12 protein-coding genes are annotated in these 14,239 nt (G+C 69.6%); 5 read left to right on the plus strand and 7 right to left on the minus strand.

The window, feature by feature from the left end:
• Positions 1-26: 26 nt before the first annotated feature.
• Genes AB0I69_RS38755 through AB0I69_RS38765 form a run of 3 tightly spaced genes read right to left on the minus strand, consistent with a single transcriptional unit; the run spans position 27 to position 2,752 of the window.
• Complete coding sequence (locus AB0I69_RS38755; RefSeq protein ID WP_363100448.1) at positions 27-833, minus strand: amino acid ABC transporter ATP-binding protein; 807 nt, start codon at positions 831-833, stop codon at positions 27-29.
• Positions 830-1,768, minus strand: a complete 939-nt coding sequence (locus tag AB0I69_RS38760; RefSeq protein ID WP_363100449.1) for an amino acid ABC transporter permease — start codon at positions 1,766-1,768, stop codon at positions 830-832. The genes AB0I69_RS38755 and AB0I69_RS38760 overlap by 4 nt, the downstream gene beginning before the upstream one ends.
• A 33-nt stretch (positions 1,769-1,801) precedes the next feature.
• Complete coding sequence (locus AB0I69_RS38765; protein WP_363100450.1) at positions 1,802-2,752, minus strand: ABC transporter substrate-binding protein; 951 nt, start codon at positions 2,750-2,752, stop codon at positions 1,802-1,804.
• Between the two features lie 500 nt (positions 2,753-3,252).
• Between AB0I69_RS38765 and AB0I69_RS38770 the strand changes: the two genes are divergently transcribed.
• From AB0I69_RS38770 to AB0I69_RS38785, 4 genes are all read left to right on the plus strand, one after another.
• The gene (locus tag AB0I69_RS38770; RefSeq protein WP_363100451.1) at positions 3,253-4,476 is read left to right on the plus strand and encodes an NADP-dependent malic enzyme; all 1,224 of its coding nucleotides are present in this window, start codon (positions 3,253-3,255) and stop codon (positions 4,474-4,476) included.
• 407 nt (positions 4,477-4,883) lie between these two features.
• Positions 4,884-5,849, plus strand: coding sequence for a zinc-binding dehydrogenase (locus tag AB0I69_RS38775; RefSeq protein WP_363100452.1), 966 nt, complete (start codon positions 4,884-4,886; stop codon positions 5,847-5,849).
• Positions 5,850-5,981: 132 nt separating this feature from the next.
• On the plus strand, positions 5,982-6,191 hold the full coding sequence (locus AB0I69_RS38780; RefSeq protein WP_363100453.1) for a helix-turn-helix domain-containing protein: 210 nt from the start codon (positions 5,982-5,984) through the stop codon (positions 6,189-6,191).
• Positions 6,191-6,760 (plus strand): Clp protease N-terminal domain-containing protein, encoded by a 570-nt coding sequence (locus tag AB0I69_RS38785; protein ID WP_363100454.1) that lies wholly within the window; start codon positions 6,191-6,193, stop codon positions 6,758-6,760. The genes AB0I69_RS38780 and AB0I69_RS38785 overlap by 1 nt, the downstream gene beginning before the upstream one ends.
• A 58-nt stretch (positions 6,761-6,818) precedes the next feature.
• Here the strand turns inward: AB0I69_RS38785 and AB0I69_RS38790 are convergent, their stop codons facing one another.
• Together AB0I69_RS38790 and AB0I69_RS38795 are read right to left on the minus strand one after the other, a co-directional pair.
• The gene (locus tag AB0I69_RS38790; RefSeq protein WP_363100455.1) at positions 6,819-7,898 is read right to left on the minus strand and encodes a helix-turn-helix transcriptional regulator; all 1,080 of its coding nucleotides are present in this window, start codon (positions 7,896-7,898) and stop codon (positions 6,819-6,821) included.
• A gap of 1 nt (position 7,899) precedes the next feature.
• The gene (locus tag AB0I69_RS38795) at positions 7,900-8,898 is read right to left on the minus strand and encodes a hypothetical protein (protein ID WP_363100456.1); all 999 of its coding nucleotides are present in this window, start codon (positions 8,896-8,898) and stop codon (positions 7,900-7,902) included.
• 184 nt (positions 8,899-9,082) lie between these two features.
• On the opposite strand from AB0I69_RS38795, the gene AB0I69_RS38800 reads away from it, so the two are divergent.
• On the plus strand, positions 9,083-9,928 hold the full coding sequence (locus tag AB0I69_RS38800) for a hypothetical protein (RefSeq protein ID WP_363100457.1): 846 nt from the start codon (positions 9,083-9,085) through the stop codon (positions 9,926-9,928).
• Positions 9,929-9,955: 27 nt separating this feature from the next.
• Here the strand turns inward: AB0I69_RS38800 and AB0I69_RS38805 are convergent, their stop codons facing one another.
• Together AB0I69_RS38805 and AB0I69_RS38810 are read right to left on the minus strand one after the other, a co-directional pair.
• The gene (locus tag AB0I69_RS38805; protein WP_019075209.1) at positions 9,956-10,138 is read right to left on the minus strand and encodes a DUF6104 family protein; all 183 of its coding nucleotides are present in this window, start codon (positions 10,136-10,138) and stop codon (positions 9,956-9,958) included.
• An 85-nt stretch (positions 10,139-10,223) separates the two neighbouring features.
• A complete protein-coding gene (locus AB0I69_RS38810; protein ID WP_363100458.1) occupies positions 10,224-14,039 on the minus strand; it encodes a multifunctional oxoglutarate decarboxylase/oxoglutarate dehydrogenase thiamine pyrophosphate-binding subunit/dihydrolipoyllysine-residue succinyltransferase subunit in 3,816 nt (1,271 codons plus the stop codon).
• Positions 14,040-14,239 lie beyond the last annotated feature (200 nt).

Raw genomic sequence — 14,239 nt, forward strand, 5'->3', positions numbered from 1 at the left:
CGCCCCTTGAAGGAACCGCCGTACCGCTACAGCACCTTGGACAAGAACCCCTGTGTCCGCTCGTGCTGAGGGTTCGTCAGAACGTCGCGCGGGTGGCCGGATTCGACCACCACGCCGCCGTCCATGAAGACGAGGCTGTCGCCGACCTCCCGGGCGAAGCCCATCTCATGCGTGACGACGATCATCGTCATGCCGGACTCGGCGAGGTCGCGCATGACGTCGAGGACGTCACCGACCAGCTCCGGGTCCAGCGCCGAGGTCGGCTCGTCGAACAGCATCAGCTTCGGGTCCATGGCCAGCGCCCGGGCGATCGCCACCCGCTGCTGCTGGCCGCCGGACAGCTGCGAGGGGTAGCTCTGGGCCTTGTCGGCCAGTCCCACCCGCTCCAGGAGCTGCATCGCGCGCTCCCTGGCCTGCCCCTTGTTGACGCCCCTGACCTGCACCGGCGCCTCGGCGATGTTCTCCGCGGCCGTCATGTGCGGGAACAGGTTGAAGCGCTGGAAGACCATGCCGATGTCCCGGCGCTTCACCGCCACTTCGCGGTCACGCAACTCGTAGAGCTTGTCGCCCTGTTGGCGGTAGCCGACCAGTTCGCCGTCGACGGAGAGCCGGCCGGCGTTGATCTTCTCCAGGTGGTTGATGCACCGCAGGAAGGTCGACTTGCCGGAACCGGACGGGCCGATGAGGCAGAACACCTCGCCGGACTTCACCTCCAGGTCGATGCCCTTGAGGACCTCGACCGGGCCGAACGACTTGTGGACGCCCTCGGACTTGACCATCGGGACCGACGGGTCGGTCGTGGCCGAGTCGGACTCGGTGAGCTTGTCGGTCATGCCGCGGCTCCCTTCGGACGGCCGATGGACAGCACGTTCGCCCTGATCTTCTGCAGTGGCGTCGGCGGCAGCGCACGGCTGGAACCGCGGGCGTAGTACCGCTCGATGTAGTACTGCCCGACGCTCAGGACGGACGTCATGATCAGGTACCAGGCGGCGGCGAGGAAGTACATCTCCACCGGGGCACCGGAGTTCTGGCCGATGTCCTGGGCGTACCGGAAGAGTTCTGGATACTGGACGGCCGCCACGAGCGAGGTCGTCTTCAGCATGTTGATCACTTCGTTGCCCGTGGGCGGCACGATCACCCGCATCGCCTGCGGGATCACGATCCGGCGCAGCGTCTTGGCGTGGCTCATCCCCAGGGCGTGCGAGGCCTCGGTCTGGCCCTCGTCGACGGCCAGCAGACCGGCGCGGCAGATCTCCGCCATGTACGCGGCCTCGTTGAGGCCGAGGCCGAGCAGCGCCGTCAGTAGCGGCGTCATGAAGGCCGACCAGTAGTTCTTGTAGATCGGCCCGAGGTTGATGTACTCGAAGACCAGGCCCAGGTTGAACCAGAGGAACAGCTGGACCAGGACCGGAGTGCCGCGGAAGAACCAGATGTAGAACCAGGCGATCGACGAGGTCACCGGGTTCTTCGACAGCCGCATCACCGCGAGGCCGATGCCGCCGACGATGCCGATCACCATCGACAGGACCGTCAGGAGGAGGGTCTTGTAGACACCGGTCAGGATCCGGTGGTCGAAGAAGTAGTCCGGTACGGCATGCCAGTTGATCTTGCCCTGGCCGAACGCGTAGACGATCGCGACCAGGATGCCGATCGCGATGACGGCGGAGACGTAGCGCCCGTAGTGCCGGACCGGAATGGCCTTGATGGCCTCAGGACCGGCCGGGGGTGTGTCCTTCGGCCCCGCCGTCTTGTCGATGTCAGAAGTCACGGATGTTGCCTCTCAGCGACAGCGGATTCGCGGTCACTTGCCACCGTTGACGACGGACGACTTGACCGCGCCGTCCTCGGCGCCCCACTTCGTCAGGATCTTCTGGTACTCACCGCTCTTGATCACGGCGTCCATCGCGGCCTGCAGCGCGTCCCGCAGCTGGGTGTTGCTCTTGGCGACCGCGATGCCGTACGGCGCCGCCTCGACCTGCTCGCCGACCAGCTGGAAGTCCTTGCCGCCGCCGGAGGTCTTCACCGCGTACGCGGCGACCGGGAAGTCGGAGGAGGCCGCGTCCGCGCCACCGGAGCGCAGGCGGGTCTGGGACTGCTGGTCGTCGTCGAAGGGCTCGATGGTGATCTTCTTGCCGCCCGTGCACTTCTTCGACTCGGACTTCGCGAGGTCCTCGGAGACCGTGCCGCGCTCGACGGCGAGCTTCTTGCCGCACAGGTCGGCCCACGAGGCGATGTTCTCGGTCTGGCCCTTGCGCGTGTAGATCGAGACACCGGCGGTCAGGTAGTCGACGAAGTCGACGCCCTCGCCGACCTTCTTGCCGGTGTCGGGGTCGACGCCGTCCTGACGGTTCTTGTTGTCCGTCATCGCGGACATGGCGATGTCGTAGCGGTTGGACCGCAGACCGGTGAGCAGGCCGTCGAACGTGCCGTTCTCGAACTGGAACTTCACGCCGAGCTGCTTGCCCATCGCGGCCGCGAGGTCCGGGTCGAGGCCTACGACGGTGCCGGAGTCGTTCTTGAACTCGACCGGCGCGTACGCGATGTCCGAACCGACCCTCACGACTCCCTTGTCGCGGATCGCGGCGGGGAGCTTGCTCGCCAGCGGCGCCGAGCTGGTGGATGCGCTGTCGGAGCTCTTCTTGGTCTGGTCACCACAGCCGGTCACCAGCAGGGCGCCGGCGACCGCGACCGCACCGACCGCTACCAGCCGGGTGTGCGGGGCGGTCGTACGACGGGTGAAGCGTGCGGTCATGGTGAAATCCTCCGGCGGATGGATGGCGGTGCCGACGGGTCGACGAGAACACACACCTTCGGGTGTCGCGACCTCGTGTGATTAGGGCATCTTGCCATTCGGACTGAACCATTCAGGGGACTCTCCATGTCAAAATCGGATAACGGGTGACCCCCGAATCGCATCAGGTCGGTACATCGGGACGGCCTCGGCACGGACCATCTACGGGAATGCCTCGTTCCGGCCGGAAGATCTTCGGCTTGTCCCACGAAGTGATCGATCAGCCTTCCGCCCTCGGCGGACGAGATGTGACCTTGCGCCTATTGGACTCGTCCTCGGTGCCGTCCGTCCGGTAAGAAGGTTCTTTACACCCCTCATCCGGGGCTCAGGGCGCGTGTGCGGCGCGCCCGTCGCGCAGGTGCTCGTACGCATCAACTCTCTGGGCCCTGCGCGGTGCCCGCCCACCCCTCACCAGGGAGTGGCCACCCTCAAATCAATGAAGACCTAAGGGGTTAGACAAAGTGGCAGCGGAGATCGTCAATCCTCGCAGCGACAGCAGTACGGATCAGGACGGCGGGGCCGAGCCCCTCGATTCCTTCGATCCGGTGTTCGCGCTGCACCGCGGCGGCAAGATGGCCGTGCAGGCCACCGTGCCGATCCGCGACAAGGACGACCTGTCCCTGGCGTACACACCCGGCGTCGCGCGCGTGTGCACCGCGATCGCGGAGCAGCCGGAACTCGTCCACGACTACACATGGAAGTCGTCCGTGGTCGCCGTCGTGACGGACGGTACGGCCGTGCTCGGACTCGGCGACATCGGTCCCGAGGCCTCCCTCCCCGTCATGGAGGGCAAGGCGATCCTGTTCAAGCAGTTCGGCGGCGTGGACGCGGTGCCGATCGCGCTGGCCTGCACCGGCGTCGACGAGATCATCGAGACCGTGGTGCGCCTCGCGCCGTCCTTCGGGGGTGTCAACCTGGAGGACATCTCGGCGCCGCGCTGCTTCGAGATCGAGCGCAGGCTCCAGGAGCGGCTCGACATCCCGGTCTTCCACGACGACCAGCACGGTACGGCGATCGTGACGCTGGCGGCCCTGCGGAACGCTGCGCGGCTGACCGGGCGGGAGCTGGGCGACCTGCGGGCCGTCATCTCCGGCGCGGGCGCGGCAGGCGTGGCCATCGCCAAGTTCCTGCTGGAGGCCGGGCTCGGTGACGTCGCCGTCGCCGACCGCAAGGGCATCGTCTCGCGTGACCGGGACGACCTCACGCCGGTCAAGCGGGAACTGGCCGAGCTCACCAACAAGGCCGGGCTGTCCGGGACGCTGGAAGCGGCGCTGGAAGGTGCCGACGTCTTCATCGGTGTCTCCGGCGGTACGGTGCCGGAGCCGGCCGTGGCCTCGATGGCCGAGGGCGCGTTCGTCTTCGCCATGGCCAACCCGAACCCCGAGGTGCACCCCGATGTGGCGCACAAGTACGCGGCGGTCGTCGCGACGGGGCGGTCCGACTTCCCGAACCAGATCAACAACGTGCTGGCGTTCCCGGGCATCTTCGCGGGCGCGCTGCAGGTGCGGGCGTCCCGGATCACGGAGGGGATGAAGATCGCGGCGGCGGAGGCGCTGGCCGGTGTCGTCGGTGACGATCTCGCCGCGGACTACGTCATCCCGTCGCCCTTCGATGAGCGGGTCGCGCCTGCGGTGACGGCCGCTGTGGCCGCGGCGGCGCGGGCGGAGGGCGTTGCCCGACGGTAACTCCGATGGCCCCGTCCGCCCGGGCGGGGCCATTTCTTTGCCCGCCCGCCCGCCCGTTCGGGTGACTTGAGGGGTGGGCGTCTGCCGTGGCGGGCTCGTGCTTCTTCGGCGGCTGCGGGCCGTGAGGGCTCGGGCGCCATCCCACCCGCCCGCCCGTTCGGACCACCGATGAGCGGGCCTTGCCGTGGGCGGCTGGAGCCGGCCGGCGGCCGCAGGCAGTCGCTGGGTCCGGGAATCTCAGCCCGTCCGGCGTTCGAGGACGAGGCCGTTCAGGCCGACAGCGGGGGTCTGGGGGCGCAGCCCCCAGGAGACGGTCAGGCCAACACCCCGCACCCCTCGCGCAAGAGGGCATGTGTCACAGCGCGAGGTAGTTCCCTGGCCAACCGGCGGAGCCTATCGTCAAGGTCATGTTCGCCGTCTACGCCGCCCGAATCGACCGCGACCAGCCGCTCTCCGGCCTTGAGTTGGGGGAGCGCCCCGCCCCCGAGGCCCGGCCGGGCTGGAGCACCGTCGACGTCAGGGCCGCCTCCCTCAACCACCACGACCTGTGGTCCCTGCGCGGCGTGGGCCTCGCGGAGGACAAGCTGCCGATGATCCTCGGCTGCGACGCCGCCGGTGTCGACGAGGACGGCAACGAGGTCGTCCTGCACTCCGTCATCGGCCAGACCGGCCACGGCGTCGGCCCCAGGGAACCCCGTTCCATCCTCACCGAGCACTACCAGGGCACCTTCGCCGAGCAGGTCGCCGTACCGACGTGGAACGTCCTGCCGAAGCCGAAGGAGCTGTCCTTCGCGGAGGCCGCCTGTCTGCCCACGGCCTGGCTGACGGCGTACCGCATGCTCTTCACCAACTCCGGGGTGCGGCCCGGGGATTCGGTGCTCGTCCAGGGGGCCGGCGGCGGTGTCGCCACGGCCGCCATCGTGCTCGCGAAGGCAGCCGGGCTGCGGGTCTTCGCGACCAGCCGGGACGAGGCCAAGCGGAAGCGGGCGCTGGAACTGGGCGCCCTGGAGGCGGTGGAGCCGGGTGCGCGGCTGCCGCAGCGCGTGGACGCCGTCATCGAGACCGTCGGCGCCGCCACCTGGTCCCACTCGGTCAAGTCGCTGAAGCCCGGCGGCACGCTCGTCATCTCCGGCGCCACGAGCGGCGACCGACCCTCGCACGCCGAACTGACCCGCATCTTCTTCCTCGAACTCAAGGTCGTCGGCTCCACGATGGGCACCAAGGACGAGCTGGAGGACCTGCTCGCCTTCTGCGCCACGACGGGGGTCCGCCCGGTCATCGACGAGGTCCTCCCGCTGGACCGGGCCCGCGAGGGCTTCGAACGGCTCAACTCCGGCGGCCAGTTCGGCAAGATCGTGCTCACGAACGGCTAGCGGCTCCCCTCCCTTCCCTTCAGTTCCATGGCTCTGCGGCCGGTCCGGGTTTCCGGGCCGGCCGCAGACATTTGCCGGCATCGTCCGTCAACTTTGGTTGACATGGAAGGCGTGTCAACGTAGGTTGACATCATGACCGAAGCAACGGATCTCGCCGAGCGCGCGGGTGACCGTGATCCACGGATCGGCCTGCGTGCCGTCTCCGCGCTGCGCAAGCTCGTGGAGCAGTTGGAGGCGGTGCAGGTGCGCAGTGCGCGCAACCAGGGCTGGTCGTGGCAGGAGATCGCCGCGGAACTCGGTGTCAGCAGGCAGGCCGTGCACAAGAAGTACGGGAGGCAGTGATGTTCGAACGGTTCACGAAGGACGCCCGCGCCGTGGTGCAGGGCGCGGTGGAGCACTGCGAGCGGTCGGGGTCCGGCTCCGTCGAGCCCGAACACCTGCTGCTGGCCCTCCTCGACCGCGAGGCCAGCCGGGCCTCCTTCGCCCTGACCGCCCTCGGCCTCGCTCCAGAGGAACGCAAGGAGTCCGTACGGCAGGCTCTGGGCGACGCGCGCCGACGTGCGGGGCTCTCGCAGTCCGAGGCCGACGCCCTTGCCGGGCTCGGCATCGACGTCTCGGAGATCGTCGCTCGGGTCGAGGAGGTGCACGGCGTCGGGGCGATGTCCGGCGACCGCAGGGACAAGGAGTGGTGGTCGGGCCGCCGTGCCTTCAGCCGCGGCGCCAAGAACGTCCTGGAGAGGTCCCTGCGCCTCGCCGTGGCCCACCGCGACCGGCACATCGGCGACGAACACCTCCTCCTCGCCCTGACCATCCTCCCCGGCGTGCCCGGTGAGGTGCTCGCCGATCACGGGGTGACCCACGAGACGGCGACGCGCGTGCTGTACGGCGGGGGAGAGGCGAAGGCGGGCTGAGCGGCGGGGCGGGGCGCCCGGGGCGGGTGTCCCGGCGCCCCTGTCACGGTGTGCCGGCTCAGGCCTTGCGGCTGCCGCGCAGTACCGCCCCGATGTGCGCCGCCGCCGCCGACAAGTGGCGGCGGGTGTCGCGGAGTTGGTCCTCGGTGACACCGCGGTCGCGGGCCGCGTCGCGGATGTCGTCCCGGAAACGGTCCAGGAGGCGGTCCAGGTCGCGGGCCGGTTCGCCGGTGGAGTCCTCGTGGGCCCAGGCCGGTTCGTACTCGGCGGGGAAGTCCTCCGGGGTCTGGCTGTACTCGGGCGCCGACGGCGCTGCCGGTGCCGACTTGCCCGCACCTGTACCTGAGCCCGGCCGCCCGAACCCGAAGTCCTTGCCGAACTCCTTCCCGAAGTCCCCGAACTCCTTGGCCAGTTCGGTCAGGCTCTCCCTTACGCCCGTGGGCCAGTCGCCGCGCGCGAAGTGGTCCTGCGCGTGCTCCTGGACCTGGCGGCCGATGCGCTGCATCTCCTCCTGGGCCTGCGCCCACGCCCGCGCCTGCGCCTCCTTGGCCTGGCGCCGGGCCTGCTGGGCCTCCTCACGGGCCCGCCGGCTCTCGTCCTTGGCGCGCCGGGCCTGTTCCTTCCACTCCTGCTTGGCGCGGCGCATCTCCTCCTTGGCGGCGCGCCACGACTCCTTGTCGCCGAAGTCGGTGAAGTCCCCGACAGGGACCTCGTGTTCGCCCCGTCGGCCGCGCCCGGTCCCGGCTCCCTGCCGGGCCTCGGAGGCCGCCGCGCGCATCTCGCGCCGCAGGTCGCCCGCCGCGCCCCGGACATCGGCCCGGATCTCGGCGGCCAGTTCGGCCACCGACTCGCGGATCTCCAGCTCCAGGTCGGCCAACTCGCCGCTGCGGTCGGCCAGTTCGGCGCGGCCGGCGTCCGTGATGGCGTACACCTTCCGGCCGCCCTCGCTGGTGTGGGTGACCAGGCCCTCGGCCTCCAGCTTGGACAGGCGGGGGTAGACCGTGCCCGCCGACGGCGCGTACAGCCCCTGGAAGCGCTCCTCCAGGAGGCGGATGACCTCGTAGCCGTGTCGGGGGGCCTCGTCCAGCAGCTTCAGCAGGTAGAGGCGCAGGCGGCCGTGGGCGAAGACGGGAGGCATGTCAGAGCACCTTCTTGTCGGTCGTACCGTCGGCCGCGGCGGTGCCGGAAGCGCCGTCCGGGCCGGAAACGGAATTGTCCCCCGAGTCGCCCTGAGCCCCGTCCACGGGGGCACCGGTCACATCGTCCTCAGTCCCCTGTCCGCTGTCCTGGACGGTGTCCTTCGCACCGGTCTCCCACGGCCCGTCCCCGTCCTCCGCCGCCGGGCGCCGCAGCAGGGCGATCGAGCCGGAGACGGTCGTGGCCCGCAGCTTTCCGGTGCCCGCGCCCAGTCGGCCGGTGATCTTGTGGGCGCCCCACTGGCCGTGCACCCGCAGCCCGTCGAAGGCGTTCGAGATCGAACCGCTCGCCGTGTTCGCCTCGACGTCCGCGTCCGCCGGATGCGGCAGCCGGATGGCGATCTCGCCCGAGACGTTGTTCAGCCGGACGTCGGTCGGGCCGTCCGGGTCGAGGTCCACGATCATCGAGCCGCTCACCGAGTCGGCGCGCACGGACGGTCCCGAGCCCTCGACGACGGTGAGGTCGCCGGAGACGGAGTGGAACAGGAGGTCGCCGGTGACGGCCTGGGCCTCCAGGTTCCCCGAGACCGTCTCGGCGCGGACCGGCCCGGAGAGGCTGACGAGGGTCGTGTCGCCCGTGACCCCCCGCACCACCGAGGGCCCGCTGATCCCGGAGACGACGGCCGCCGCCCCGACCACCCCGACCTCGACCCGGGTGCTCGCGGGAACGGCCAGGGAGACCACCGCGCTGCGCCGCCAGCCCTTCCGGTCGAGCCACTTGAGGAAGCCCTTCCAGGGCAGGTCCTCGTACGCCACCGTCAGCGTGCCGTTCTTCTGGGTCACCACCAGGGGCGGCCCGTCGATCTCGGAGATTTCGAGACGGGCGGAACCCTCGTCCGTCCCCACGACGTTCACTGTTCCGTTGACGATGCGCACGTGGAGATCGCTCACGGGCTCGTCGAACGTGAGCTTCCTGGGCTCTGCGACGGACCACTCGGACATGATGCAGACCTCCTCGGTCGAACCGGACGGGACGGGATCGGACACGACGCGCCATATCGCGTCTTCCGAGAAACACGATATATCGTGGATGAGGAAAGTCAAGACACCCGTTCCGGTGGTCCGCGATCGGTCGCCAAGTACCGCACGGCAGACGAAAGTGAACAAATTGGCCTAGCGTGTGACCATGTCGACGGAGAAGCCCCAGGCCAGACGTCAGACCGGTGCCACCCCGGGCGCCCTGCTGCTCTGCCGGGCGGAACCCGAGTCCGTCGCCCAGGCGGCACACCTGCTCCGCGAACGCATGCTGCTGACCCGCGCGGGCGACGACTGGAGCGTCCTCGTCCCCGAGGGCAAGCCCTGGCTGCACGGCGGCGAACCGGTCGACCGCGTCCTGACCGGCTGGGCCACCGCGCTCGCCGTCGGCGCCCCCTGGCCCGTCCTCGCCCTGTGGTGGGACGCCGACCGCGCCGGCTACACCCTGGCCTCGGGCTTCCGCCGCCCCGTCGGCTACGTCTGGCTCACCGACGGCACCCCGGCCGGCGAGGACGAGGCGATGCGCACCTTCGCCGCCCGCCTCGGCCTGGACCCCGTACTGGACCTGCAGTCCCTCGACCACCTCACGAGACCGGACCCCGAAGCCGACGCCCGCACCCGCCTGCGCGGTCTCCTCGCGGTCCTCACGCGCGCGGGAGTGGCACTGCCCACCGGCCTCACCCCCGGCGAACCCGCCGACCGCCTCCGCGAGATCGCCCGCATCCGCCCGGACGCCCGGCAGGTGGAGTGGTCGGGCTGGCGCGAGGCGGTCCGCGCGGAACTCGACGCGGTCGACAACAGCCGCCTGGGCCCCTGGATGCCCTGGTCCGGCACCCCCGCGGCACGCGCCCTGGCCCTGGCCCAGATGACGGCGGGCCTCCCGCTCACGACGTGGGGCCTACGACGCCGTAGCGGAGGCTGGATCGTCGCGGGGGCACTGCTCCTGGCCCACGGAACGCTGGGCCTCGCCTACGACCTCGCCCGCCCGCGGGACTGACACAGCCCGGCGGTACCACCGCAGGAACTACTCGTCGTCGTCCTCGTCGTCCAGCCGTGCCAGCCAGGTCGCCAGGCGTTCCACCGGGACCTCGAAGTCCGGGTTCAGGTCGACGAACGTCCGCAGCTGCTCGGCGAGCCACTCGAAGGTGACTTCTTCCTCGCCGCGCCGCTTCTCCAGTTCTTCGATGCCACGGTCCGTGAAGTACATGGGTCAAGGATAAGTGCGCGCAAACGGCCGGGCCGCACCCCCGGAGAGGGGGTGCGGCCCGGCCGCGTGCGCCAGTGCGGGGCGGTTACGCCTCGAACACCTCACGCACCAACTGCTCCTGCTCCGCCTGGTGCCGCTTGGCCGAACCCACCGCCGGCGACGAGCCGTGCGGGCGGGAGATGCGCCGCAGGCGCTCGCCGTGGGGCACGTCCGCGCCGACCGCCAGGTCCAGGTGGTCGATCAGGTTCAGGGCGATGAACGGCCAGGCGCCCTGGTTGGCCGGCTCCTCCTGGGCCCAGAGGTACTTCTCGGCGTTCGGGTACTTGGCGATCTCGGCCTGGACCTCGGCACCGGGCAGCGGGTACAGCCGCTCAAGGCGGATGATCGCCGTGTCCGTGGTGCCGCGCTTGACCCGCTCGGCCTCCAGGTCGTAGTACAGCTTGCCCGTCACGAAGACGACCTTGCGCACCGCGGCCGGGTCCTGCACCGACTCGTCGCCGATGACCGGGCGGAACTGACCGGTCGTGAACTCCTCCGTCTTCGACGCGGCGGCCTTGAGGCGCAGCATCGACTTCGGGGTGAAGACCACCAGCGGCTTGTGGTGCGGGTTGTGCACCTGCCACCGCAGGAGGTGGAAGTAGTTCGACGGGAGCGTCGGCATCGCGACCGTCATGTTGTTCTGCGCGCAGAGCTGCAGGAAGCGCTCCACACGAGCCGAGGAGTGGTCGGGACCCTGTCCCTCGTAGCCGTGGGGGAGGAGCAGCGTCACACCGCTCGTCTGGCCCCACTTCTGCTCCGCCGCCGAGATGTACTCGTCGACCACGGACTGCGCGCCGTTGACGAAGTCGCCGAACTGCGCCTCCCACATCACGAGGGCGTCGGGGCGGGCCAGCGAGTAGCCGTACTCGAAGCCCATGACCGCGTACTCGGAGAGGAGGGAGTCGTAGACGTTGTACCGCGCCTGCTCCTCGGAGAGGTACTGGAGCGGGGTGTAGTCCTCGCCCGTCTGGCGGTCGATGAGGACCGCGTGGCGCTGGCCGAACGTGCCGCGGCGGGAGTCCTGGCCGGAGAGGCGGACCGGGGTGCCCTCAAGGAGCAGCGAACCGATCGCCAGCGTCTCGCCCATGCCCCAGTCGATCGTGCCGTCCTCGACCATCGTCGCCCGGCGCTGCAGCTGGGGCAGCAGGCGCGGGTGGACGTGGAAGTTGTCCGGGATGTTGACCTGGGACTCGGCGATCCGCTTCACGACCTCCGAGGAGATCGCGGTGCCGACCGCGACGGGGAACTCCGCCTGCGGGTCCGCCATCGGAGCCGCGCCGGGCTGTGCGATGGCCTCGCGGACCTCCGTGAAGACCTTCTCCAGCTGGCCCTGGTAGTCCTGGAGTGCCTGTTCGGCTTCCTCAAGGGTGATGTCGCCGCGACCGATGAGGGACTCGGTGTACAGCTTGCGCACCGAGCGCTTCTTGTCGATCAGGTCGTACATCAGGGGCTGGGTGAAGGCCGGGTTGTCCGACTCGTTGTGACCGCGGCGGCGGTAGCAGATGAGGTCGATCACCACGTCCTTGTTGAACGCCTGGCGGAACTCGAAGGCCAGGCGGGCGACGCGGACGACGGCCTCGGGGTCGTCGCCGTTCACGTGGAAGATCGGGGCCTCGATCATGCGGGCCACGTCGGTGGCGTACATCGAGGAACGCGACGACTCGGGAGCCGCCGTGAAGCCGACCTGGTTGTTGATGACGATGTGGATCGTGCCGCCGGTGCGGTAGCCGCGCAGCTGCGACATGTTGAGCGTCTCGGCCACCACGCCCTGGCCCGCGAAGGCCGCGTCACCGTGCAGGGCAAGAGGCAGGACCGTGAAGTCCGTGCCGCCCTTGTTGATGATGTCCTGGCGGGCGCGGACGATGCCCTCGATGATCGGGTCGACCGTCTCCAGGTGGGACGGGTTCGCCGCGAGGGTGACCTTGATCTGCTCGCCGTCCAGGCCGGTGAACGTGCCCTTGGCGCCCAGGTGGTACTTCACGTCGCCGGAGCCGTGCATCGACTTCGGGTCGAGGTTGCCCTCGAACTCCCGGAAGATCTGCGCGTACGACTTGCCGACGATGTTCGCCAGCACATTGAGGCGGCCTCGGTGGGCCATGCCGATGACGACCTCGTCGAGGCGCGACTCGGCCGCGCTGTCGATGACCGCGTCCAGCAGCGGGATGACGGACTCGCCGCCCTCAAGGGAGAAGCGCTTCTGGCCGACGTACTTCGTCTGAAGGAAGGTCTCGAAGGCCTCCGCCGCGTTCAGGCGGCGCAGGATGCGCAGTTGCTCCTCGCGCTCCGGCTTGGAGTGCGAGCGCTCGATGCGGTCCTGGATCCACTTGCGCTGCTTCGGGTCCTGGATGTGCATGAACTCGATGCCGGTGGTGCGGCAGTAAGAGTCGCGCAGCACTCCCAGGATGTCGCGCAGCTTCATCAGGGACTTGCCGGCGAAGCCGCCGACCGCGAACTCCCGCTCCAGGTCCCACAGGGTGAGGCCGTGCTCGGTGATGTCCAGGTCGGGGTGCTTGCGCTGGCGGTACTCCAGCGGGTCGGTGTCGGCCATGACGTGGCCGCGGACCCGGTAGGAGTGGATCAGCTCGAAGACGCGGGCGGCCTTCGTCACGTCGTTGTCGTGCGACGCGTCGATGTCCTTGAGCCAGCGGACCGGCTCGTACGGGATGCGCAGCGCCTCGAAGATCTCGTCGTAGAAGCCGCTCTCGCCGAGCAGGAGGTTCGCGACGACGCGCAGGAACTCGCCGGAGGCGGCGCCCTGGATGACCCGGTGGTCGTAGGTCGACGTGAGCGTCATGACCTTCGAGATGCCGAGCTTGTTCAGGGTGTCCTGGCTCGTGCCCTGGAACTCCGCCGGGTAGTCCATGGAGCCGACGCCCATGATGACCGACTGACCGGGCATCAGACGCGGCACCGAGTGGACCGTGCCGAGGCCGCCGGGGTTGGTCAACGACACGGTGACGCCCGTGAAGTCATCCATCGTCAGCTTGCCGTCGCGGGCGCGGCGGACGATGTCCTCGTAGGCCTGCCAGAACTCGAAGAAGTTCAGCGTCTCGGCCTTCTTGATGCCGGCGACGACGAGCTGGCGGTCGCCGTTGGGCTTCACCAGGTCGATGGCGAGACCGAAGTTCACGTGCTCCGGCTTGACCAGGGTCGGCTTGCCGTCCTTCTCCACGAAGGAGTAGTTCATCGACGGCATGGCCTTGATGGCCTGCACCATCGCGTAGCCGATGAGGTGGGTGAAGGAGATCTTCCCGCCCCGGGCACGCTTCAGGTGGTTGTTGATGACGATGCGGTTGTCGAAGAGCAGCTTGACCGGGACCGCGCGCACGGACGTCGCCGTGGGCACCTCGACCGAAGCGTTCATGTTCTTCGCGACCGCGGCGGCGGGGCCGCGCAGCGTCACGTACTCCGGACCACCGGGGGCCTCCGCCGCGGGCTCGGCCTTCGGCTTCGCGACCGCGGCGGGCTTCACGGGGGCCGGAGCCGGGGCTACGGCCTTCACCGGCGCCGGAGCGGCGGCTGCGGGCGCCGGTGCGGGGACCACCGGAGCGGCGGGCGCAGGGGGCGCGGCAGGAGCGGCCGGGGCCGGAGCCGGGGCGGCGGGTGCCGCCTGGGCCGGAGTGGTGCCTACGGCCCCCGCGGCCGCAGTACCTGCCGAGGTCGGGCCGGCGGCAGCGCCCGGCTTGTAGTCGGCGAAGAAGTCCCACCAGGCTCGGTCTACCGAGTTCGGATCCTGGAGGTACTGCTGATAGATCTCGTCGACGAGCCACTCGTTGGGACCGAACGCCGCCGCGGGATTCTTACCCGCGGCTTGGTCGGACTCGGTCGAGATGGTCGAGTTACTGGGGGACTGTGACGACACGGCGGCAACCGCCCTCTTCCGCTTCACAAGGTGATGGACAGCGGGAATTAAGGCTACGCCCCCATGACCACGAAGGTCAGGTCGGGCCGGTCCATCGTCGTGTAAGTCACACCGGAAAGTGTGTTTCGGGGGCCGAAATGGCGGGAAACAAGCGTGGTTCCGCTATGGGAGGGGTGTGTTGGTGCGGGCCGGGCGCACGA

This window comes from Streptomyces sp. NPDC050508 (genome assembly GCF_040655155.1).
Classification (GTDB): Bacteria; Actinomycetota; Actinomycetes; order Streptomycetales; family Streptomycetaceae; genus Streptomyces.

Coding starts and splice junctions, on each gene's coding strand:
- AB0I69_RS38755 (WP_363100448.1), bottom strand. CDS start 833: ATGACCGACAAGCTCACCGAGTCCGACTCGGCCACGACCGACCCGTCG.
- AB0I69_RS38765 (WP_363100450.1), bottom strand. CDS start 2,752: ATGACCGCACGCTTCACCCGTCGTACGACCGCCCCGCACACCCGGCTG.
- AB0I69_RS38775 (WP_363100452.1), top strand. CDS start 4,884: ATGTTCGCCGTCTACGCCGCCCGAATCGACCGCGACCAGCCGCTCTCC.
- AB0I69_RS38780 (WP_363100453.1), top strand. CDS start 5,982: ATGACCGAAGCAACGGATCTCGCCGAGCGCGCGGGTGACCGTGATCCA.
- AB0I69_RS38785 (WP_363100454.1), top strand. CDS start 6,191: ATGTTCGAACGGTTCACGAAGGACGCCCGCGCCGTGGTGCAGGGCGCG.
- AB0I69_RS38790 (WP_363100455.1), bottom strand. CDS start 7,898: ATGCCTCCCGTCTTCGCCCACGGCCGCCTGCGCCTCTACCTGCTGAAG.
- AB0I69_RS38795 (WP_363100456.1), bottom strand. CDS start 8,898: ATGTCCGAGTGGTCCGTCGCAGAGCCCAGGAAGCTCACGTTCGACGAG.
- AB0I69_RS38800 (WP_363100457.1), top strand. CDS start 9,083: ATGTCGACGGAGAAGCCCCAGGCCAGACGTCAGACCGGTGCCACCCCG.
- AB0I69_RS38805 (WP_019075209.1), bottom strand. CDS start 10,138: ATGTACTTCACGGACCGTGGCATCGAAGAACTGGAGAAGCGGCGCGGC.